Source organism: Variovorax sp. Soil_C_19, from assembly GCF_057657255.1.
This window is the reverse complement of the sequence record NZ_JBDGIV010000012.1, coordinates 133500-153774: the sequence shown is the minus strand read 5'-3', so window position 1 is coordinate 153774 and position 20275 is coordinate 133500. Positions and strand designations below refer to the sequence as shown.

General features: G+C 67.6%; 21 protein-coding genes. 20 read left to right on the top strand and 1 reads right to left on the bottom strand.

The window, feature by feature from the left end; genetic code table 11:
- The first annotated feature begins 117 nt into the window (after nt 1–117).
- The 18 genes from fliE (at nt 118) to cheZ (ending at nt 16349) form a co-directional block, all read left to right on the top strand.
- On the top strand, nt 118–438 hold the full coding sequence (fliE, locus tag AC3A6R_RS21005; RefSeq protein ID WP_487865455.1) for a flagellar hook-basal body complex protein FliE: 321 nt from the start codon (nt 118–120) through the stop codon (nt 436–438).
- Nucleotides 439–707: 269 nt separating this feature from the next.
- Nucleotides 708–2255, top strand: coding sequence for a flagellin N-terminal helical domain-containing protein (locus AC3A6R_RS21000; protein ID WP_487858595.1), 1548 nt, complete (start codon nt 708–710; stop codon nt 2253–2255).
- Between the two features lie 149 nt (nt 2256–2404).
- Nucleotides 2405–3850 (top strand): flagellar filament capping protein FliD, encoded by a 1446-nt coding sequence (fliD, locus tag AC3A6R_RS20995; RefSeq protein WP_487858594.1) that lies wholly within the window; start codon nt 2405–2407, stop codon nt 3848–3850.
- Between the two features lie 16 nt (nt 3851–3866).
- Entirely contained in the window at nt 3867–4289 is a 423-nt protein-coding gene (gene fliS / locus AC3A6R_RS20990) for a flagellar export chaperone FliS (RefSeq protein ID WP_487865454.1), read from the top strand.
- Complete coding sequence (locus AC3A6R_RS20985; RefSeq protein ID WP_487858592.1) at nt 4276–4641, top strand: flagellar protein FliT; 366 nt, start codon at nt 4276–4278, stop codon at nt 4639–4641. The genes fliS and AC3A6R_RS20985 overlap by 14 nt, the downstream gene beginning before the upstream one ends.
- 22 nt (nt 4642–4663) lie before the next feature.
- Entirely contained in the window at nt 4664–5926 is a 1263-nt protein-coding gene (locus AC3A6R_RS20980; RefSeq protein ID WP_487865453.1) for a flagellar hook-length control protein FliK, read from the top strand.
- Nucleotides 5923–6210: an EscU/YscU/HrcU family type III secretion system export apparatus switch protein gene (locus AC3A6R_RS20975; protein ID WP_487858590.1), complete on the top strand. Its 288-nt coding sequence runs from the start codon at nt 5923–5925 to the stop codon at nt 6208–6210. Before AC3A6R_RS20980 ends, AC3A6R_RS20975 begins: the two co-directional genes overlap by 4 nt.
- Before the next feature lie 206 nt (nt 6211–6416).
- Nucleotides 6417–6755 (top strand): flagellar transcriptional regulator FlhD, encoded by a 339-nt coding sequence (gene flhD, locus AC3A6R_RS20970; RefSeq protein WP_487865452.1) that lies wholly within the window; start codon nt 6417–6419, stop codon nt 6753–6755.
- On the top strand, nt 6752–7366 hold the full coding sequence (gene flhC, locus AC3A6R_RS20965) for a flagellar transcriptional regulator FlhC (protein WP_487865451.1): 615 nt from the start codon (nt 6752–6754) through the stop codon (nt 7364–7366). Before flhD ends, flhC begins: the two co-directional genes overlap by 4 nt.
- Nucleotides 7367–7431: 65 nt before the next feature.
- Nucleotides 7432–8292 (top strand): flagellar motor stator protein MotA, encoded by an 861-nt coding sequence (gene motA / locus AC3A6R_RS20960; protein ID WP_487865450.1) that lies wholly within the window; start codon nt 7432–7434, stop codon nt 8290–8292.
- A gap of 22 nt (nt 8293–8314) precedes the next feature.
- Entirely contained in the window at nt 8315–9271 is a 957-nt protein-coding gene (gene motB, locus AC3A6R_RS20955) for a flagellar motor protein MotB (RefSeq protein ID WP_487858586.1), read from the top strand.
- A gap of 40 nt (nt 9272–9311) precedes the next feature.
- Nucleotides 9312–11348: a chemotaxis protein CheA gene (cheA, locus tag AC3A6R_RS20950; RefSeq protein ID WP_487865449.1), complete on the top strand. Its 2037-nt coding sequence runs from the start codon at nt 9312–9314 to the stop codon at nt 11346–11348.
- Between the two features lie 23 nt (nt 11349–11371).
- Nucleotides 11372–12688, top strand: a complete 1317-nt coding sequence (locus AC3A6R_RS20945; RefSeq protein ID WP_487865448.1) for an EAL and HDOD domain-containing protein — start codon at nt 11372–11374, stop codon at nt 12686–12688.
- Nucleotides 12689–12704: 16 nt separating this feature from the next.
- Nucleotides 12705–13535 carry a CheR family methyltransferase gene (locus AC3A6R_RS20940; RefSeq protein ID WP_487858583.1) on the top strand — a complete coding sequence of 277 codons (831 nt, stop codon included), beginning with the start codon at nt 12705–12707 and terminating at the stop codon, nt 13533–13535.
- Between the two features lie 2 nt (nt 13536–13537).
- Complete coding sequence (gene cheD / locus AC3A6R_RS20935; RefSeq protein ID WP_487865447.1) at nt 13538–14179, top strand: chemoreceptor glutamine deamidase CheD; 642 nt, start codon at nt 13538–13540, stop codon at nt 14177–14179.
- Entirely contained in the window at nt 14176–15255 is a 1080-nt protein-coding gene (locus AC3A6R_RS20930; protein WP_487858581.1) for a protein-glutamate methylesterase/protein-glutamine glutaminase, read from the top strand. The genes cheD and AC3A6R_RS20930 overlap by 4 nt, the downstream gene beginning before the upstream one ends.
- Nucleotides 15256–15307: 52 nt before the next feature.
- A complete protein-coding gene (gene cheY, locus AC3A6R_RS20925) occupies nt 15308–15703 on the top strand; it encodes a chemotaxis response regulator CheY (protein ID WP_487858635.1) in 396 nt (131 codons plus the stop codon).
- Between the two features lies 1 nt (nt 15704).
- The gene (gene cheZ, locus AC3A6R_RS20920; protein WP_487858580.1) at nt 15705–16349 is read left to right on the top strand and encodes a protein phosphatase CheZ; all 645 of its coding nucleotides are present in this window, start codon (nt 15705–15707) and stop codon (nt 16347–16349) included.
- Nucleotides 16350–16361: 12 nt separating this feature from the next.
- On the opposite strand, the gene AC3A6R_RS20915 is transcribed toward cheZ, so the two are convergent.
- Complete coding sequence (locus tag AC3A6R_RS20915) at nt 16362–17375, bottom strand: zinc-dependent alcohol dehydrogenase family protein (RefSeq protein ID WP_487865446.1); 1014 nt, start codon at nt 17373–17375, stop codon at nt 16362–16364.
- 101 nt (nt 17376–17476) lie between these two features.
- Between AC3A6R_RS20915 and AC3A6R_RS20910 the strand changes: the two genes are divergently transcribed.
- Together AC3A6R_RS20910 and AC3A6R_RS20905 are read left to right on the top strand one after the other, a co-directional pair.
- Nucleotides 17477–18379 carry a LysR family transcriptional regulator gene (locus AC3A6R_RS20910; RefSeq protein WP_487858578.1) on the top strand — a complete coding sequence of 301 codons (903 nt, stop codon included), beginning with the start codon at nt 17477–17479 and terminating at the stop codon, nt 18377–18379.
- Between the two features lie 82 nt (nt 18380–18461).
- A complete protein-coding gene (locus AC3A6R_RS20905; RefSeq protein ID WP_487865445.1) occupies nt 18462–20258 on the top strand; it encodes a monovalent cation:proton antiporter-2 (CPA2) family protein in 1797 nt (598 codons plus the stop codon).
- Nucleotides 20259–20275: the final 17 nt, after the last annotated feature.

The following is a 20275-nucleotide window of genomic DNA, read 5'->3' as shown; positions in this document are numbered from 1 at the left end:
TTCGCCGTCAGTTGGGGGCATGTGTCGAGGGCGTCCCCTGATACGCTGAAAACACGCGGAGGCGCTTCGGCGCTTCCTCTGTCCACCCCAGTTCCACTCCCAGAGAAAGAGAGTCCCATGTCGATTTCCGCCATCGAATCGGTGCTGCAGCAGATGCGCGTCACCGCGCTCCAGTCCGGCATCGCGCAACCCATCAAGGCCGAGCCTGCCGAGTCCGGCGGCTTTGCCGCCGAGCTGCGCCGCTCGCTCGAGAACATCAGCACCGCGCAGACCCGCGCTTACGGCCAGGCCGAGGACTTCGAAATGGGCAAGCCCGGCGTCGCGCTCAACGACGTCATGGTCGACCTGCAGAAAGCCAATGTGGCGTTCCAGACCGGCCTGCAGGTGCGCAACCGCCTGGTCGCGGCATACCAGGAAATCATGAGCCTCCCGGCCTGAAATTGAACGCCCCCCGAAGCGCCTTCGGCGCCTCCCCCCACTGGGGGGCGCACCCAGCGGCCGGGCGAAGCCCGTTCCGCGGGTGCCCTCGGTCGGCGGGGATCTTGGAATGAAAGTGTGTTGTGGATCTTTTTTCGGGCCCGCCCTAAATGTTCGGCAGACCCTGCCGATAACTAACCCAACGATGGCTTGAGTCTCACAGTGGAAGCGGGTCCAGCGTTACGGCCGATGGCCGGAGTCCACAACCTTTTGTTTATCAGGAGTCGAACATGGCGCAAGTCATCAACACCAACAGCCTCTCGCTGGTTGCTCAAAACAACCTCAACAAGTCGCAAAGCTCGCTCAACACCGCGATCGAGCGCCTGTCGTCCGGCATGCGCATCAACAGCGCCAAGGACGACGCAGCGGGCCAGGCCATTGCCAACCGCTTCACCGCGAACGTCAAGGGCCTGACCCAGGCAGCCCGCAACGCCAACGACGGCATCTCGCTCGCTCAGACCACCGAAGGCGCGCTGAACGAAATCAACAACAACCTGCAGCGCGTTCGCGAACTGTCGGTTCAGGCCGCCAACGGCACGAACTCGGGCAGCGACCTCTCGTCGATCCAGGCTGAAATCAAGCAGCGCCTCGACGAAATCGACCGCGTGTCGGCCCAGACGCAGTTCAACGGCGTGAATGTGCTCGCCAAGGACAGCAAGCTGACGATCCAGGTCGGCGCCCACGACGGCGAAACGATCGACATCAACCTCAAGGAAGTCACCTCCAAGACGCTCGGCCTGGGCAACATGGACATTTCCAAGAAGTCGCTCGACCTGTCGACGGTTTCCGCTTCGGCAACGACCACGGTGAAGCCGGGCTCGACCGGCGCGACCACCTCGGTGAACCTCACGGCCGTCGACAGCGCTGCCGCCAGCTCGTACACCGTGTACGTGGACGACGGCGACGCCGACACGCTGTATGTGTCGGACGACGCCGGTACGACCTTCTACGCCGCCACCTACGACAGCGCTTCGGGCACGCTGGCATTCGACGGCTCGACCCCGCTGGGCGCCGCACCGACCGCCACGCTGGCTGCCGCCGGCCAGGAAATCTCGGCCGGCAACGGCGCAACGGTGAATGTCGACAACGTGACGGCCGTGAACTCCGACGCGGCTGCCGCGATCGAGATGTACGTCGACCAGAACGGCGACTGGTTCGTGTCGAAGGATTCGGGCGCCACGGTCATCAGCGCCGACTTCGACGCTGCCACCGGCCAGGTGAGCTACGACAGCGGCGACTTCGCCACTGCCGCGGCACCGACCACCGGCATTTCCGATGCGATCGACAGCTACGAAGTGCCGCCGGTCGCGGTGCCCGCCGTCACGGCCAACCTGTCGGGCCTGCCGTCCGCTTCGGTCGGTTCGTCGCCCACGCTGCATGCCGTCACCAATGCCGACGGCAGCGCCGGCGGCTACGTGGTGAAGGGCGAGGCCAATGGCGCCGAGGTGTACTACAAGGCCAACGTGGCCGACGACGGCACCGTGACGCTGGGCGAACAGTACAACGCCGACCCGCTGGCCGCCATCGACGAAGCCCTTGCCGGCGTCGACGAACTGCGCAGCCAGCTCGGTGCGGTGCAGAACCGTTTCGAGTCGACCATCACGAACCTGAACAACACGACCAACAACCTGTCGGCCGCACGTTCGCGTATCGAAGACGCCGACTACGCAGTGGAAGTGTCGAACATGACGCGCGCCCAGATCCTGCAGCAGGCCGGTACCTCCGTCCTGGCGCAGGCCAACCAGACCACGCAAGGCGTCCTCTCGCTCCTGCGTTGATCGTCTCCTAGCAACCCACGCGCTTCGCGTGCCTGCCGCAAGGCAGGTGCGCGGCGCAGACGCAGGGCCCCGGCCCTTGCGTCTGCGCTTTTCTCTGCGGCTTCCGCTGGAGGCCGCAGAGAAAAGCGAAACACCGAGAGAAAGAAAAAATGCCAGTCAGCAGCATCGGCGTCGGCTCCGGCCTTGAACTGTCCACCTTGCTCGCGCAGCTCGAGAAAGCCGAGAGCCAGCCGCTCGTGGCGATCCAGCAGCGCGCGACCAGCTACACCACGAAGCTCTCGGCCTACTCGCAGATCCAGAGCGCGCTCAACACGCTCAAGACTGCCGGCGACAAGCTCGCCGACCCGGCCTTCTTCAAGACGGTGAAAGCCTCGGTCAGCGAGACCACCGTGCTGAGCGCCGCCACCAGCGAGACCTCGGTTGCGGGCAGCTATGCCATCGACGTGTCCCAGCTCGCGCAGTCGCAGTCGCTGGTGTCGGCCGGCCAGGCCGACGCCAAGGCCAAGATCGGCACCGGCACGATCACGATCAATTTCGGCGCCATCACGGGCGGCACGCTCGATGCCGGCACTGGCCAGTACACGGGCGCGACCTTCGCGGCCGATGCCGAGCGAAATCCGGCGCAGATCACCATCGGCGAAAGCACCAACTCGCTGGAGGGCATCCGCGACGCGATCAACAAGGCCAATGCCGGCGTCACCGCGAGCATCATCAACGACGGCAGCGGCACGCCCAACCGCCTGGTGCTGGTGTCTAGCGAGTCGGGCGAGACCTCGACCATGCAGATCTCGGTGACCGGGGATGCCGCGCTGCAGAACCTGCTGGCCTTCGACCCGGCCGGTACGCAGACCATGAAGCAGACCACGGTCGGTCAGGACGCCAAGCTCAAGATCAACGGCATCGACATCGTGAGCGCGTCGAACACCGTCTCCGAGGGCATTCAGGGCACGACGCTGACGCTCGCGAAGACCGGTACCACCAATCTGAAGATGACGAGCGACACCTCGGCGGTGTCGGCGGCCATCACCGCCTTCGTCACGGCCTTCAACACGCTGCAGAGCACTGCGACCAAGCTCACGGCCTACGACGCCGACAGCAAGACCGGGGCCGCGCTGATGGGCGACCAGACGCTGCGCAACCTGATGACCGAGGTCCGGCAGACGCTCACCGCCGCTCAGGCGGGCGGGCCGAACGACATCAAGGTGCTGACGGAGATCGGCGTGGGGTTCCAGAAGGACGGCACGCTCGCGGTCGACGCGACCAAGCTCGCCAATGCACTCAGCAAGAACCTCGGCGGCGTCGCGAACCTGTTCTCCAGCGCGACCGACAGCACCGCCGGGTACGGCAAGCAGATCGGCGCGCTCGTGACCCGGCTCACGTCGTCGAGCGGCGCGCTCACGACGGCCACCAACGGCGTCAACACCACGCTCGAAGACCTCAGCGACCAGTACAACGCCGTGCAGGCACGCGTCGAGTCGACGGTCGAACGCTACCGCGCGCAATTCACGCAACTCGACGTTCTGGTCAACAGCCTCAACAACACCATGGCCTACCTCACGCAGCAGTTCGATGCCATGAACGGCAGCAGCAAGTAGGCCCAGAAAGCCGCCGATGTACACCTCCCACACTTTCCGAACCGGCGCCAGTGCCTACTCACGCCTCGGCGTGGAAACGCAGGCCATGAGCGCCTCGCCGCACCAGCTCATCGCGATGCTGTTCGACGGCGTGGCCACGAGCGTCGGCCTGGCGCGCCACCACATGGCGACCGGCGACATGCTTGCCAAGGGCAAGGCGATCTCGAAGGCCATCAACATCGTGGACAACGGCCTGAAGGCCGGCCTCGATGCCCGGGCCGCGGGCGCCGCCGGCACCGAGCTGGTGGACAACCTGACGGCGCTCTACGACTACGTGATCCGCCGCCTGCTGCACGCGAACCTGCACAACGACGCCAAGGCGCTCGGCGAGGCGGAGTCGCTGCTCGGCAACATCGCTTCGGCCTGGCGCGAGATCGGGGGCGGCCATGGCGGCAACTGATTCGATGCACGCGCAGCAGGCCGTGCCGGCGCGCGAGGAGCTTATCCGCTGCTACCGTGAACTGGCCTCGACGATGTCGCTCATGGCGGCGTTGACGCGCGCCAAGGACTGGACGCGGCTGCCCGAACTCGAGGCCCGCTCCACGGTGCTGGTCGAGCGGCTCAAGGCCGTCGGTACAGTGCCGCTCGCGGCGGAAGACCTGGCGCATGTGCGCGCTTTGATGGCGCGCATCGACGCCGACAAGGCGGAGGTTTGCAGCCTTGTCAAACCGCAGCTGGAGATGCTGATGGCCAAGATGGCGCAGCTGCACAAGCGCAGCGATCTTGACAAGGCCTACGGCCTGCCGCACTGATCGCCACGCCCCACCCACGACCATGAACAGGCCAGTTGGAACTCCCGATGCCGCGCACGCAACGAAGCTTGCCGCGTTGCGGCCGGACCTCGCTGCGCTGCAGGCCGAGGTCGGGACCAGCGTGCCCGCGAGTGCGGTGGCCGAAATCCAGAAGGTCAAGAACGATGTCCGGCTGCCGTCCCAGGCCATGCACGCGGCGCTGCTGGCGGCAGAAGCGCAGCCTCCCGCGCCCGCGCAGCCACCCGCGGGCGGGCCGCGCTCCATCGAGACGCAATGGTCTGTCGCGGCTCGCGCCATCGGCGCGGTGCTGGCCGACTTGCAGGCCGATCCCGAGCCGGTGCGGGGCAGTGCGCCCCTGTGGGCGTCGGCGCAGAAGACTCCGCCCGCCCCCGTGCTGGCGGCCGCGCTGGACAAGGCACTGAGCGGCAGCGGCTTGTTCTACGAATCGCACCTGCTCGAGTTCGCGATGGGCCTGCGCAGCCTGGCGCAACTCGCCGACGAGCCGCAGATGCACCTGACGCGGCAGCATCAACAGCAGCAGCCGGAAAGCGCCGGTGCGAAACCGCAGCCTCAAGCGCAGCAGGCGGCACAGGCACAGCCCGCTGCGGCGGTTGCGCAGGCGCTGCCGGGCGCTACCGCGTCGGCCGCGCCATCAGGCGATGCGCCGCGCGGCGATCTTGCGCAGGCACCGACCCCGGTCGTGGCCGTCCCGAATCAGGCGCCCGGCACGCCCACGCACCATGCGGCGCTGCCGGCCGGCGATGCGGCCGGGTTAGCCGGCGAGCGCACCGCGGCCGACGGCAGTGCCTCGGCCGCGCGCGCGGCCGCAGCGGCTGCAGCACCGGCGCTCGAGGTGATCCATCCGCAAACCACCGCGCTCGTGCACCAGCAGCTCGACCTGCTCGCCACGACGGTGTTCCGCTGGACCGGCCAGGCCTGGCCCGACGTGCCGATGACCTGGTCGGTCGAGCCCGAAGACGAGCCGCCCGCCGATGAAGCGGAGGCGCGCGGCGCGAACGAAGCGCAGGCGACGCGGCGCTGGGTCACCACGGTGTCGCTGGCGCTGCCGAGGCTCGGCGCGGTCGATCTTCGGCTGAGCCTCCTGGGCGAACAGGTGCAGGCGCAGCTCGCGGCCAGCGAGGCCGGCACGCTCGCGCGGCTGCTGGGCGGCGGCGGCGAACTCGGCCCCCGCCTCGAGGCCGCGGGCCTGCGCCTGCAGGATCTGCAGATCACGGCCATGCAGGCCCGGGATGCGGCGCCTGCCGTCGGGGAGCTGCATCAATGACCACCGCAGGCCCCGAAAGCCCGCGCCAGACCGCGGTTGCGCTGTCCTATGCCGACCCTGCAAAGGCGCCCGTGGTCGTGGCCAAGGGCTACGGCCTCACCGCCGAATCGATCCTGCGGCAGGCGCGCGAGAACGGCGTGTACGTGCACGCCTCGCCCGACCTGATCCGGCTGCTGATGCAGGTCGACCTCGACCGCCAGATCCCGCCGCAGCTCTACCTCGCGGTGGCCGAGGTCCTGGCCTGGATCCATGGCATCGAGCAGTCTGCAAAGGTGCCCCGATGATCAATGTATTTTCATTGAAACCTTCTGTTACTGAGAACCAGTCGCATTGCTCCGAAGGGGCGTCGTGCGTTTGCAACAAAAGATTACAGCCAGTTGTAGCCCCGTTTACAGTTTGCCTGGCTCGGGAAGTTACAAAGTTTAACTAGGTGGGAATAATTCACACCAGGACATGAACAACGGAGTGCATCTTGCAAACGGATAACGTAATGAATGCGGCGAACGGCGAGATTTCGCGCGAGATCGGTGACGTCAACCTCGCCTACATGCTGCTGGCCCAGAAGCTCGTCAAGCAGGACCGCGTGGCGGCGATGTTCCGCCTCGGCATCAGCAGTGAACTCGCGGACATGCTCGCGGGCATGTCGCTGACCCAGATCCTGAAGCTCGCGGCGTCGAACTTCCTGCTCTGCAGCTTCCGCCTGAACGAGCACGCCTCGATGTCGGCGGTGGTGGGCGAGGGCAAGGACAGCAGCCTGCAGCAGGCACACATGTCGATCCTGATGTCGGCGCGCACGCTGCAGATGCAGAAGGCTGCGGTGGCGGCATGACACGCAAGACCGTCCTTGGCGAAGTGCGGGAAGTCCAGCTCGCCATCGAACTGATCGGGCTCGGTGCCCGGCTGCAGTTCCTCGAGGCCGAGGTCGGGCTGAGCCGCGAACGGCTGATTCGGCTCTACAAGGAAATAAAGGGCGTTTCACCGCCCAAGGGATTGCTGCCTTTTTCGACCGATTGGTATATGACGTGGCTGGCGAATATCCATTCGTCGATGTTCTATAACATTTACCAATTCATGAAAATCCATTCCGATGAAGGAAAGGTCTGGATTTTAATTAAAAGCTATAAATTGTATTTGCAGCAAATTGCCGCACAGGACAGCGAGCCAATTCTGGATTTCACGCGCGCCTACACGATGGTGCGTTTTTTCGACAGCGACATGCTGCAGCTGAGCACCTGCAGCCGGTGCGCGGGACAGTTCGTCGCGCATGCGCACGACCACAAGAACGGGTACGTGTGCGTGCTGTGCCGCCCGCCCTCGCGCGCAGGCAAGGCGCGCGGCGCAAAGCGCAGCGGCGACGCGGCAGGGGTGGTCCCGGCGCAGGGCGGAGAAGGCAATGGTTTTGGTGTGGCGCAGGCGCTCGAGGCGGGCGCGCTCCACTGACATGGACCCTGCCCGGGTGGGCGGGGCTTTTTGAATCGACGCCTCAAGGGCAGTAGGGGAAGCGTGTGCTCCTTTTGGTTGGTTATCTGGTGGTGATCGGCGCCGTGTTCGGCGGCTATGCACTGATGGGTGGGCACTTTGGCGTGCTGTTCCAGCCCGTGGAGCTGCTGATGATCGGCGGCGCCGCGCTGGGCGCCTTCATTGCCGGCAACAACGGCAAGACGATCAAGGCCACGCTGAAGGAACTGCCGCTGCTGCTGCGCTCGTCCAAGCACAACCGCCAGCTCTACCTCGACCTGCTCGCTCTGCTCTACGAGCTGCTCGCCAAGGCGCGCAAGGAAGGGATGATGAAGCTCGAGACCGACGTGGAAGACCCGTCGCAAAGCGAGATCTTCAGCCGCTATCCCAAGATCCTCGCCGATGCCGGCGTGATGGAATTCCTTTGCGATTACCTGCGCCTCGTCATCAGCGGCAATACCGATGCATTCGAGATCGAGGCGCTGATGGACCACGAGATCGAGACCATCAAGCACGAGGCCGAGATCCCGATGCACAGCCTGGCGCGCGTGAGCGACGCGCTGCCCGCGCTCGGCATCGTGGCCGCCGTGATGGGCGTGGTGCACGCGCTGGCCTCGGCCGACCTGCCGCCCTCGGAAATGGGCGCGCTGATCGCCCACGCGATGGTCGGCACCTTCCTGGGCGTGCTGCTGGCCTACGGCTTCGTCGCGCCGCTCGCGTCGCTCATCGAGCAGAAGGTGGCCGAGGGCATGAAGATGTACCAGTGCGCCAAGGTGACGCTGCTTGCGAGCCTCAACGGCTATGCACCGCAGCTCGCGGTGGAGTTCGGCCGCAAAGTGCTGTTCTCGACCGAGCGGCCCAGCTTCACCGAGCTGGACAGCCACGTGCGCGAAGTCAAGGCGCGCTGACACGGGCGGAGCACACAAAGTCATGAGCGCGGAAAAGCACAGGATCGTCGTTCGGCGGGTGGCCGGTCACGGCGGCGGCCACCACGGGGGCGGATGGAAGATCGCCTATGCCGACTTCATGACCGCCATGATGGCGTTCTTTCTCGTGATGTGGCTGCTCTCCAGTTCCTCGCCGAAACAGCGCGAGGGCATTGCCGAGCATTTCCGGATGCCGCTGATGGTGGCCTTGAGCGGTGGCGAGAAAAGCAGCACCAGCGTGAGCGTGATCCCTGGCGGCGGCATGGACCCGAGCACGCGCGCCGCGGGCGAGGTGCGCCAGGCCGATGCCGAGGAAGAAGCCGACGCGGACCGTCTCGCGAGCATGAAGGAACGGCTCGACAAGCTCATCGAGTCGAGCCCGATATTCAAGCAGTTCCGTTCGCAGATCCTGATCGACATCACGACCGAAGGGCTGCGGCTGCAGATCGTGGACAGCGAGAACCGCCCGATGTTCGACCTGGCGAGTGCGCGGCTGGTGCCGCACATGCGCGCGATCCTGCGCGAGCTCGCGCCCGCGCTCCACGAACTGCCGAACCGCATCACGCTGTCGGGCCACACCGATGCCATCGTCTACAGCAACGGCGACCGCTCGTACGGCAACTGGGAGCTGTCGGCCGACCGCGCGAACGCGTCGCGGCGCGAACTGGTCATCGGCGGCATGGAAGAAGGCAAGGTGCTGCGCGTGGTGGGCCTGGCCGACAGCATGCACATCGACCGCGCGAATCCGCGCAACCCGATCAACAGGCGCATCAGCATCATCTTGCTGAACCGCCGCACGCAGCAGCAGATCGAGCACGAGAACGGTGGTGGCGGCGCCAGCGTTGCCGCGGCGCTGCCGGCGGCCCCGCGGGCGCCGTCTTCGCCGTCTTCGCCGCCGCTCTCGCCCACCGACAACGTCAAGCTGACTTCGCAAGAGTCGGCGGCGCCCAAGCACCCCTAGAAACGATGCCGGCGCACGCAGCAGCCGGTCCGGAGCAACGATGGATCTCAGTCAATTTACCCAGGCCTTTTTCGTCGAAGCCGTCGAGCTTCTGGCGCAGATGGAGCAATTGCTGCTCGAGCTCGACGCCGAGGCGCCCGACAGCGAGCAGCTCAACGCCATCTTCCGTGCCGCGCATTCGATCAAGGGCGGCGCGGCCACTTTCGGCTTCGTGGCGCTGACCGACACGACGCACCTGCTGGAGACCCTGCTCGACCGTGCGCGCCACGGCCAGCTGAACCTGAGCCGCTCGATGATCGATTCATTCCTGGAAACGAAGGACGCCTTGCAAGACCAACTGACCGCCTACCAGGCCGAGACCGAACCCGACCCCGAGCGGGTGGCCCACATCTGCGAGGTGCTGCGCCAACTCGCGCTCGAAACCGAAGGCGGCCGTGCTGCAGCACCGGCACCGGCGCCAGCGCCCGTGGTGGCCGCCGTTGCTGCTGTTGCACCCGCTGCGGTGCTCGCGGGCGCGGGGCAGGGCGCGCTGCGCATCCGTTTCTCGGGCCTGTCCGACAGCGAATGCGAGCTGCTCGCCGAAGAGCTTGCGAACCTCGGCAAGCTGCTGTCGCGCACGCGCAGCGCCGAGCAGATGACCGTGGTGCTCGAGACCAGCTGCGCGCCCGACGACATCACTGCGGTGTGCTGCTTCGTGATCGACGAGTCGCAGATCGAGATCACGCGCGAAGCCGCCGTGGCTGCCGATGCGCCCGCCGCGGTCGCACCAGAAGCCGCACCGGCCGCAGCGTCGCCCGCGCCTGCGTCGCCTCGGGCCACGCCGGCCGCCGGCGCGCCGGCAGCGGCCGCCGCCAAGGATTCGGGTTCGATCCGCGTCGACGTGGAGAAGGTCGACCAGCTCATCAACCTCGTGGGCGAACTGGTGATCACGCAGTCGATGCTGACGCAGGCGGCCACCATGCTCGACCCGGTGGAATGCGAGCGCTTCCTCAACGGCCTGGGCCACCTGGAGCGCAACGCGCGCGACCTGCAGGAATCGGTGATGTCGATCCGCATGATGCCGATGGACTACGTGTTCAGCCGCTTCCCGCGCGTGATCCGCGACGTGAGCGCCAAGCTCGGCAAGCAGGTTCGCCTCGACACCTTCGGCAAGGAAACCGAACTCGACAAGGGCCTCATCGAGCGCATCATCGATCCGCTCACGCACCTGGTGCGCAACAGCCTCGACCACGGCATCGAGACGCCGGACCAGCGCCTTGCCAAGGGCAAGGAGGCTGAAGGGCAGCTGCTGCTGTCGGCGCAGCACCATGGCGGCAACATCGTGATCGAGGTGAGCGACGACGGCGCCGGCCTGAACCGCGGGAAGATTCTCGCCAAGGCCATGCAGCAGGGGCTCCCCGTGACCGAGACCATGCCCGACGACGAGGTGTGGCAGCTGATCTTCGCGCCGGGCTTCTCCACGGCCGAGCAGGTCACCGACATCTCGGGCCGCGGCGTGGGCATGGACGTGGTCAAGCGCAACATCCAGGAGATGGGCGGCCACGTCGAGATCAGCTCGCGCGAGGGCTGGGGCACCACCACCCGCATCGTGCTGCCGCTGACGCTAGCCATCCTCAACGGCATGTCGGTCAAGGTCGGCAGCGAGGCCTACATCCTGCCGCTGAGCTACGTGATCGAGTCGCTGCAGCCGCTCGCCGAGCACCTGCATTCGATCACCAGCGACGGCCACGTGATCAAGGTGCGCGGCGAATACCTGCCGCTGATCGAGCTGCACCGCGTGTTCGACGTGTCCGGCGCGCAGACCGACCCGACCGCCGGCATCCTGGTGATCGTGCAGGCCGACGAGTCGCGCTTCGCGCTGCTGGTGGACGAGCTGCTGGGCCAGCACCAGGTGGTGGTCAAGAACCTCGAGACCAACTACCGCAAGGTGCCGGGCATCTCGGCCGCCACCATCCTGGGCGACGGCAGCGTGGCCTTCATCGTCGACGTGGGCGCCATGCCACGCATCCAGCGCGCGCATGCGGTGCGAAGCTCGGCGCTGGCCCATGCGGCCCGGCAAGATACGGTGGCCGCTTGAACCCATCGGGAGTGACAAGCGCCATGCGTTTCGATTTTTTCCGGCGCTCCGGCGCCGAGAAGACAGTGGCGGGCGGCGCGCAGCGCCTTGCCCTCCCGCGCAGCGCCGACGGCTACGTCGCCTACACCCTGCTGCTCGACGCCCAGAAGCGCGTCGGCGGCTACAAGCTCACCTGGCGGCCGGCCGTGCCGGCCGCGCTGGCGCCCGACGCGGTCACGCAGTTCAAGTTGCTGCTGGCCTGTGTCACCGAGCACCTGGGGGAGCCGACCGCGCCCTGGAAGCTCGGCCACAGCGAACTGTTCTTCGAGGTCGATGCCCAGACGCTCGCGCTGGGTGCGCTGCAGTCGCTCGCGCCCGAGTACACGGTGTTCTGCCTCGGCCTGGCCGACCTGTCCAACGAGGAGCTCCGGCCGGTGCTGATGTTCCTGCGCGAGCAGGGCTTCAGCTTCATGCTCTGCGGCGCCGAGGCGCTGCCCGCGGACCCCGAGCTGCGCGGCCTGGTAACTCATTTCGACGTGGGCAACGGCGACCCGGCGCGGATCGCGGCCATCCGCGGCGCCGAGCAGCCGGGCCATGCGCCCATCCAGCCGATCGCCACCTGCATGGCGTCGTGGGCGGCGTTCGAGGCTTGCGCGCCCGACCGCGTCGATGTCTTCCTCGACGCGCGCTGCGGCTTTCCGCCGCCGGTGCCGCGGCGCGGCGGCCAAGGCCATGCGCTGCAGCCCGAATCGATGCTGATCGTGCGGCTGCTGCAGATGATCCAGCGCAACGAGGACCTGCGCGAGGTCGAGGCCGCGCTCAAGCGCGACGCCGCGCTGACCTACCGGCTGCTGCGCCACATGAACTCGCCCGCGGTGGGCGCCGGCGTCGAGATCCATTCGCTGCATCACGCGGTGACGATGCTCGGCTACTCGCCGCTGTTCCGCTGGCTGTCGATGCTGCTGGCCACGAGCAACGCGGCGGGCAGCCCGCCCTTCATGATGAAGAAGGCGATCCTGCGCGGGCGCTTCGTCGAACTGATGGGCGAGGTCATGCTGCCGCCCGGCGAAGCTGACAACCTGTTCGTGGTGGGCATGTTCTCGCTCATCGACCGGCTGCTGGGCGTTCCGATGCAGGAGGTGCTCTCGCAGGTGCAGCTTCCTAGCGCGGTGCAGCAGGCGATCCTGTCGCGCGAGGGCGTGTACGGCCCCTTCCTGGCACTGGCCGAGGCCTGCGAGCTGGGCACCGGCGAAGCGGCCCATCTGGCCGAAGCGCTGCTGCTCGGCGCCGATCAGGTCAACGCGGCCCATCTTCGAGCGCTGGCGTGGTCGCACGACCTGACCCTGACCGAAGCCCACTGACCGAACGAGCCCGCGCATGACATCGACCGCTTCCGAATTCGTCTTCACCGACAGCGACTTCTCCCGCATCCGCACGCTCATCCACCGCCGCGCCGGCATCGCGCTGGGCGAGCACAAGCGCCAGATGGTCTACAGCCGGCTGTCGCGCCGGCTGCGCGACCTCGGGCTGCCGGAGTTCTCGACCTACCTGGCCCAGCTCGAGGACAGCCGCGACGGCGACGAGTGGCAGCTCTTCATCAATTCGCTGACCACCAATCTCACGTCGTTCTTCCGCGAGGCGCATCACTTTCCGGTGCTCGCCGACCTGGCGCGCAAGTGCAGCCAGCCGGTCACCGTGTGGTGCGCGGCGGCCTCGACGGGCGAGGAGCCCTACTCGATCGCGATCACGCTGATGGAGGCGCTCGGCGAGCGTGCCACCACGGCGCGCATCATCGCCACCGACATCGACACTTCGGTGCTGGAGCGCGCTGCGGCCGGCGTCTTCACGATGGAGCAGGCCAGCCGCATGCCGCCCGAACGGCTGCGGCGCTTCTTCAACAAGGGCACGGGTGCCAACGCCGGCAAGGTGCGGGTGCGCCCCGAGGTCGCGGCCATGGTCAAGTTCTCGCGGCTCAACCTGCTCGATGCGTCGTGGCCCGTGAAGGAGCCGGTCGACGCGATCTTCTGCCGCAACGTGATGATTTATTTCGACAAGCCGACGCAGAAGAAGATCCTCGAGCGTTTCGCGCCGCTGCTCAAGCCGCAGGGCCTGCTGTTCGCGGGCCACTCGGAGAACGCATCGCTCGTCAACCAGGCCTTCAAGACCGTCGGGCAGACCGTCTACGCACTCGGAAAGGCGCGGGTGTGACCATGGTAGCCGTTCGGGAGAGGGCGTCGTCGGGCGCAGCCGCGGCCGTGCCAGCGTCGCTGGCCACGCATCACTACTTCGACCGCGACTTCGATTGCCAGGCGGTGAAGCTGCTGCCGGCCGAATATTTCGTGACCGATGCGGGCGTGCTGCTGACGACGGTGCTGGGCTCCTGCGTGGCGGCCTGCATCACCGACGTGGAGGCCGGCGTCGCGGGAATGAACCATTTCATGCTGCCCGACGATGCCGAGGCCGATCCGCGCAGCCAGGTCGAGTCGATGCGCTACGGCGGCTATGCGATGGAGGTGCTGGTTGCCGAGATGCTGCGCGCGGGCGCGCGGCGCGACCGGCTCAAGGCCAAGGTCTTCGGCGGTGCTGCGGTGCTGGCGAACATGACCATGCTCAACATCGGCGGGCGCAATGCCGACTTCGTGCTGCGCTACCTCGAGAAACAGCGCATCGTGGTGGCCGCGCAAGACCTGCGCGGGCTGCATGCGCGCCGCGTGTGCCTGCAGCCGGCCAGCGGCAAGGCCGTGGTGCGCAAGCTGCGCGCCAAGGACGACATTCAGGCGGTCCAGCGCGACGAGGGCGAACTCCTGCGCAGATGGTCCGCCACATACGGCAAGGGAAAGTGGATCGCATGAAGAAGATCAAGGTGGTTTGCGTCGACGACTCGGCGCTGATCCGCAGCGTGATGACCGAGATCATCAACGCCCAGAGCGACATGACGGTGGTGGGCACCGCGGCCGATCCGCTGCAGGCACGTGACCTCATCAAGGCCACGAACCCCGACGTGCTCACGCTCGACGTCGAGATGCCGCGCATGGACGGGCTCGAGTTCCTCGAGAAACTCATGCGCCTGCGGCCCATGCCGGTGGTGATGGTGTCGTCGCTGACCGAGCGTGGCTCGGAGATCGCGCTGCGCGCGCTGGAGCTCGGCGCGATCGACTTCGTGACCAAGCCGAAGCTCGGCGTGCGCGACGGGCTGCTGAACTACACCGAGCTGATCAGCGGCAAGATCCGCACTGCGGCGGCGGCACGGCTGCTGCCCGGGCGCCACGGCGCCTCGGCCAAGACCGCGCAGGACGCGGTGCAGGAGCCGATGCTGCGCAGCCCGCTGCTGAGCACCGAGAAGCTGATCATCATCGGCGCCTCCACCGGCGGCACCGAGGCCATCCGCGAGGTGCTGCTGCCGCTGCCGCCCGACGCACCGGCGGTGCTGATCGCGCAGCACATGCCGCCGGGCTTCACGCGCTCGTTTGCGCAGCGGCTCAACGGCCTGTGCCGCATCACGGTCAAGGAAGCCGAGCACGGCGAACGCGTGCTGCCGGGCTATGCCTACATCGCGCCGGGCGGCTTCCACCTGTCGCTCGCCCGCAGCGGCGCCAACTACGTGGCCCAGCTCGACCAGTCGCCGCCCGTGAACCGCCATCGGCCCTCGATCGACGTGCTGTTCGATTCGGCGGCGCGGCATGCGGGGAAGAACGCGATCGGAATGATCCTGACCGGCATGGGCAAGGACGGCGCCGAAGGCCTGCTGCGCATGAAGCAGGCGGGGGCACACACCTTCGGGCAGGACGAGGCGAGCTGTGTCGTCTTCGGCATGCCGCGCGAGGCGATCGCGCTGGGCGCCGTGGACGAGGTGGTGTCGCTGGACGAAATGGGGCGGCGCGTGCTGGCCCACCTGCGCACCTTCGGCGAACGCGCGAACCGGGTTTGAGTGAGAGAACAAGCAAGCGAACGATTTGATTTACTGGAGCTGAAGCATCGTGATAGACAAGAGCATCAAGATCCTGGTCGTGGACGACTTCCCGACCATGCGGCGCATCGTGCGCAACCTGCTGAAGGAACTCGAGTTCCTCAACGTCGACGAAGCCGAGGACGGCGCGGCCGGCATCGAGAAGCTTCGCGGCGGCAACTTCGGCTTCGTGGTGTCGGACTGGAACATGCCGAACATGGACGGCCTGACCATGCTGCAGACGATTCGTGCCGATCCCGAGCTCGGCAAGCTGCCGGTGCTGATGGTGACGGCCGAAGCCAAGAAGGAGAACATCATCGCGGCGGCGCAGGCCGGCGCCAACGGCTACGTGGTCAAGCCCTTCACGGCCGCCACGCTCGAGGAAAAGATCAACAAGATCTTCGAGAAGCTGCAGAAAGAGGCGGTGTGAGATGAGCCAGCATGCGCTCGAACATGTGGAGCACGCCAACACGGCCGAGGAGCTGCTCGGGCGCATCGGGCAGTTGACGCGCCAGCTGCGCGACGGCCTGCGCGAGCTCGGCCTCGACAAGCAGGTCGCCAAGGCCGCGCAGGCCATCCCCGACGCGCGCGACCGCCTGGGCTACATCGCCAGCATGACCGAGCGGGCCGCGCACCGCGCGCTCAACGCCATCGACCTTGCGCAGCCGCTGCAGGAAGACCTCGCCAGCAACGCCAAGGGCCTGACCCAGCGCTGGGACGAATGGTTCGCCAACCCGGTCGAGCTCGACCAGGCGCGCCAGCTCGTGATGGACACGCGCGGCTACCTGAGCGATGTGCCGCAGAAGGCCGGCGCGATCAACGCGCAGCTGATCGAGATCCTCATGGCGCAGGATTTCCAGGACCTCACGGGCCAGGTCATCAAGAAGATGATGGAAGTGGTCAACGACGTCGAGACGCAGCTGCTGCAGGTGCTGATCGACAACTCCCCCGCCGACAAGCGCCACGAGCCCGAAAGCAACAGCCTGCAGAACGGACCGCAGATCCACGCCGACAACCCCGAGGCCGTGACGGGGCAGGCGCAGGTGGACGACCTGCTCGAGAGCCTCGGGTTCTGAGCCCGGCCGTGCTCAGACCGTGAGCACGACCTTGCCGGTGTGCGCTGCGCGCTCGAGGTACGCATGCGCCTGGGCCACGTCGGACAGCGCGAAGCTGCGGTCGATGTGCACGCCGAAGCGACCCTCCGCAAGGCCCGCGTCGATGAACTGCAGCGCGCGCCGCAGCGCTGCTTCGTCGCGCGGCAGCCCGAGGCTCGCAGAGCCGGTGAACTCGAGCACCTTGTAGACATGGAAGCGCCAGCTGCGGCGGAATTGCGCCGTCACCGGGTAGCTGAGTTCGGCGCCGCCCGACAGGCCGTAGAGCAGGTACCAGCCGCGCGGTGCCACCGCCTCGCCGAGTTGGGTGAACATCGGGCCGCCCACGCCGTCGTAGACCAGGTCCACGCCGCGGCCGCCGGTCGCGCCTAGCACGCGGCGCACCACGTCTTCCTCCTGCGTCACCACCACCTGCGCCGCGCCGGCATCGAGCAGCGCCTGCCGCTTGGCTGCGGTGCGTGTGGTGGCGATGGCCACGAGGCCCGCGGCGCGCGCCATCTGCAGCGCGGCCAGGCCGGTGCCCGACGAGGCGCCGGTCACGAGCACGGTGTCGCCGCGGCCGAGGCGCGCGATCTCGAACAGTGCGAAGTAGCCTGTGAGGTAAGCCATGTACGCGCTCGCGGCCTCTTCGGCCGACAGGTTCGGCGGATGGCGCACCACGTGCGTGGACGGAAAGATGATGCGCTCGCCATACGTCGGGTAGCGGCCCTGGTGCGCACCCGGCAGCAGCGCCACGCGGTCGCCGGCGACGAGGCCCTGCACGCCCGGCCCCGCGGCCTCGACGATGCCCGCCGCCTCGTTGCCGAGGCCGCTCGGCAACTGCGCGTCTTCGATGTAGAGCCCGCGCCGCCACAGCACGTCGGCCCAGTTCAGGCCGACGGCATGCACCGCGATGCGGACCTCGCCGGCGCCGGGCGCCGGCACCGGCATGTCTTCGAGGGCGAGCACCCCGGGGCCGCCGAAGTCGTGGAAGCGAACCATTCTTGCCATGTCGATCTCCTTTGCGGTGAATGTAGGCATGGCGTCATCGGATGGGAAATCGACAGATCACATAATCGCCATGCGCCTTATCGATCGTGGATGTACCCCTGGTGAACCTCGCTGAACTGAACCGCATCGACCTCAACCTGCTGACCGTGCTCGCGGCGCTGATGCGCGAGCGCCATGTCAGCCGCGCGGCCGATCGGCTGCACATCGGCCAGCCCGCGGTGAGCCATGCGCTCGCCAGGCTGCGCGCGCTCACGGGCGATGCCCTGTTCGTGCGGCAGGGGCGCGAGATGGTGCCGACGCCGCGCGCCGAGGCGTTGATGCAGGGCCTCGGTCCGGCGCTCGAACAGATCGAGGCGGCGCTGCGATCCGGACCGGCATTCGACCCGGCGCTGGCACAACCGGTGTTTCGCGTCGGCCTGACCGACGACCTCCAGATCGCAGTGCTGCCGCAGCTGCTGCACCTGATGCGCGCCGAGCTGCCGCGCGCGCGGCTCGTCGCATCGACCGTGAGCCACCGCGATGCGATGCGCCAGCTGCAGGACGGGCGCGTGAGCACCGTGCTGGCCTACCTGCGCGACCTGCCGGCCGGCGCCCGCGTGCGGCGCGCCGCCACGGCGCGCTATGCGGTGCTGCGCGCCGATGCCGACCCGGCCCCGCTGACGCTCGACGCGTTCTGTGCGCGCCCGCATGCACTGGTGACCTTCGCCGAAGACCTGCGCGGCTTCGTCGACGATGCACTGGAAGCGCTCGGCCGACAGCGGCAGGTGGCGGTGTCGCTGCCGCAGTTCGGCAGCCTGCCGGCGCTGCTGGCCGGGACCGACCTGCTGGCCACGGTGCCGACCTACGTCGCCCACGCGCTGTGCGCAGCGGGCAGCCTGCGCTGCGAGCCCCTGCCGTTCGAGAGCCCGCGCTACGAGATCACGATGTGCTGGCGCGCGCCGGCGGACAAGGACCCGGCCGAAGCATGGCTGCGCGGCGCGCTGCTGCGCGCGCTCGCGGACTGAGACGCTGAGACAATGGCGGGCGCGCAAGGGGCCCCGAGGGCCCCTTTGTGCATTCCTGGATTTCAATACGGAGGAATTTTGCATGGCTGTCGAAGGAAGCGCGGGCGACCTGGTCAACGTCGTGATCTTGCTCGGCGCCGCCGTGGTGGCGGTGCCTCTGTTCAAGAAGATCGGTCTCGGGTCGGTGCTGGGTTACCTGGCAGCGGGCCTGGCCATCGGGCCCTTCGGGTTCAAGCTGTTCAACGATCCGCAGGCGATCCTGCACGTGGCCGAACTGGGCGTGGTGATGTTCCTGTTCGTGATCGGGCTGGAAATGCAGCCTTCCCACCTGTGGAGCCTGCGCAAGCAGATCTTCGGCCTGGGCAGCCTGCAGTGCCTGGTCTGCGGCTGCCTGTTGACGCTGGTGGGCATGGCATTCGGCTTTCCGCTGGCGGTGTCCTTCATCAGCGCGATGGGCTTCGTGCTCACGTCGACGGCCATCGTCATGCAGTTGCTGGGCGAGCGCGGCGACATCGCCGCGCCGCGTGGGCAGCGCATGGTGTCCATCCTGCTGTTCGAAGACCTGCTGATCGTGCCGCTGCTGGCCCTGGTGGCCTTCATTGCGCCACCGGCGCTCGATGCCGCCGCCGTTGTGCCCTCGCGCTGGGGCGTGATCGGACTGGCGCTGGGTGCGCTGGCAGCGCTGGTGGCCGCAGGCATCTGGCTGCTGAACCCGTTCTTCCGCGTCCTGGCCAACGCGAAAGCGCGCGAGGTCATGACCGCTGCCGCGCTGCTCGTGGTGCTCGGTGCGGCGCTGCTGATGCAGCTGGGGGGCCTGTCGATGGCCATGGGCGCGTTCCTGGCCGGCGTGCTGCTGTCGGAGTCGACCTTCAGGCACCAGCTGGAGGCCGACATCGAGCCCTTCCGCGGGCTGCTGCTGGGGCTCTTCTTCCTTGGCGTGGGCATGTCGCTGGACCTGGCGGTCGTGGGCCGCAACTGGCAACTGATCGTGGCCGGCGTGGTGGCGCTGATGGCGACCAAGGCCGCCTGCATCTACGCCGTGGCGCGCCTTGCCAAGAGTTCACATGCCGACGCGCTGGACCGCGCGGTGCTCATGGCGCAAGGCGGGGAATTCGCCTTCGTGCTGTTCGCGGCCGCCCTGGGTGCGCGCGTGATCGACGCCACGGTCAATGCCAACATGACGGCCATCGTCGTGCTCTCGATGGCGTTGACCCCGCTTGTCGTGCTGCTGCACCAGCGCTTCGGGTCGCGCGCCGCGGTGTCGATGGAGGGCGTGGAAGCGGTCAACGGCCAGCAGGGGAAGGTGCTGGTGATCGGCTTCGGCCGCGTCGGCCAGATCGCCAGCCAGGGCGTGCTGGCGCGCGGCGCCTCGCTCACGGTGATCGACAACGACACGCAGGTCATCCGCGACGCGCAGTCGTACCTGGGCTTCAAGGTCTACTACGGCGACGGCGGCCGGCCCGATGTGCTGCACGCCGCCGGTGCGCACACCGCCACCGCCATCCTGGTCTGCGTGAATGACAAGGCCGCGGCGACGCGCATCGCCGAGACCGTCAGGGCCCAGTGCCCGCACTCGCGCGTGCTGGTGCGGGCCTACGACCGCGAGCACGCGGTGGAGCTGGTCAAGACGGATCCGACGGCCACCGTGGTGCGTGAGACCTTCGAATCGGCGATGAAGATGAGCTACGAAGCGATGCTGGCCACGGGCGCGACGGTGGATGAAGCCACCGCGGTGATCTCGGACCTGCGCCGGCTGGATGGCGATCGCTTCGACCTCGAGGTTGCAGGCGACGCATTCGCCGGCCGTGCATTGCTGCAGGCCGGGCTGCGAAATGGCGGCAAGCGCGATGCCGGCGGCGCGGAAGCGCCTGCGGTCTGAGCGCCGATGAACCGACC

Excerpts from the sequence above, each read along its gene's own strand:
- fliE (WP_487865455.1), top strand. The coding sequence starts at position 118 with ATGTCGATTTCCGCCATCGAATCGGTGCTGCAGCAGATGCGCGTCACC.
- AC3A6R_RS21000 (WP_487858595.1), top strand. The coding sequence starts at position 708 with ATGGCGCAAGTCATCAACACCAACAGCCTCTCGCTGGTTGCTCAAAAC.
- fliD (WP_487858594.1), top strand. The coding sequence starts at position 2,405 with ATGCCAGTCAGCAGCATCGGCGTCGGCTCCGGCCTTGAACTGTCCACC.
- fliS (WP_487865454.1), top strand. The coding sequence starts at position 3,867 with ATGTACACCTCCCACACTTTCCGAACCGGCGCCAGTGCCTACTCACGC.
- AC3A6R_RS20985 (WP_487858592.1), top strand. The coding sequence starts at position 4,276 with ATGGCGGCAACTGATTCGATGCACGCGCAGCAGGCCGTGCCGGCGCGC.
- AC3A6R_RS20980 (WP_487865453.1), top strand. The coding sequence starts at position 4,664 with ATGAACAGGCCAGTTGGAACTCCCGATGCCGCGCACGCAACGAAGCTT.
- AC3A6R_RS20975 (WP_487858590.1), top strand. The coding sequence starts at position 5,923 with ATGACCACCGCAGGCCCCGAAAGCCCGCGCCAGACCGCGGTTGCGCTG.
- flhD (WP_487865452.1), top strand. The coding sequence starts at position 6,417 with ATGAATGCGGCGAACGGCGAGATTTCGCGCGAGATCGGTGACGTCAAC.
- flhC (WP_487865451.1), top strand. The coding sequence starts at position 6,752 with ATGACACGCAAGACCGTCCTTGGCGAAGTGCGGGAAGTCCAGCTCGCC.
- motB (WP_487858586.1), top strand. The coding sequence starts at position 8,315 with ATGAGCGCGGAAAAGCACAGGATCGTCGTTCGGCGGGTGGCCGGTCAC.
- cheA (WP_487865449.1), top strand. The coding sequence starts at position 9,312 with ATGGATCTCAGTCAATTTACCCAGGCCTTTTTCGTCGAAGCCGTCGAG.
- AC3A6R_RS20945 (WP_487865448.1), top strand. The coding sequence starts at position 11,372 with ATGCGTTTCGATTTTTTCCGGCGCTCCGGCGCCGAGAAGACAGTGGCG.
- AC3A6R_RS20940 (WP_487858583.1), top strand. The coding sequence starts at position 12,705 with ATGACATCGACCGCTTCCGAATTCGTCTTCACCGACAGCGACTTCTCC.
- cheD (WP_487865447.1), top strand. The coding sequence starts at position 13,538 with ATGGTAGCCGTTCGGGAGAGGGCGTCGTCGGGCGCAGCCGCGGCCGTG.
- AC3A6R_RS20930 (WP_487858581.1), top strand. The coding sequence starts at position 14,176 with ATGAAGAAGATCAAGGTGGTTTGCGTCGACGACTCGGCGCTGATCCGC.
- cheZ (WP_487858580.1), top strand. The coding sequence starts at position 15,705 with ATGAGCCAGCATGCGCTCGAACATGTGGAGCACGCCAACACGGCCGAG.
- AC3A6R_RS20915 (WP_487865446.1), bottom strand. The coding sequence starts at position 17,375 with ATGGCAAGAATGGTTCGCTTCCACGACTTCGGCGGCCCCGGGGTGCTC.
- AC3A6R_RS20905 (WP_487865445.1), top strand. The coding sequence starts at position 18,462 with ATGGCTGTCGAAGGAAGCGCGGGCGACCTGGTCAACGTCGTGATCTTG.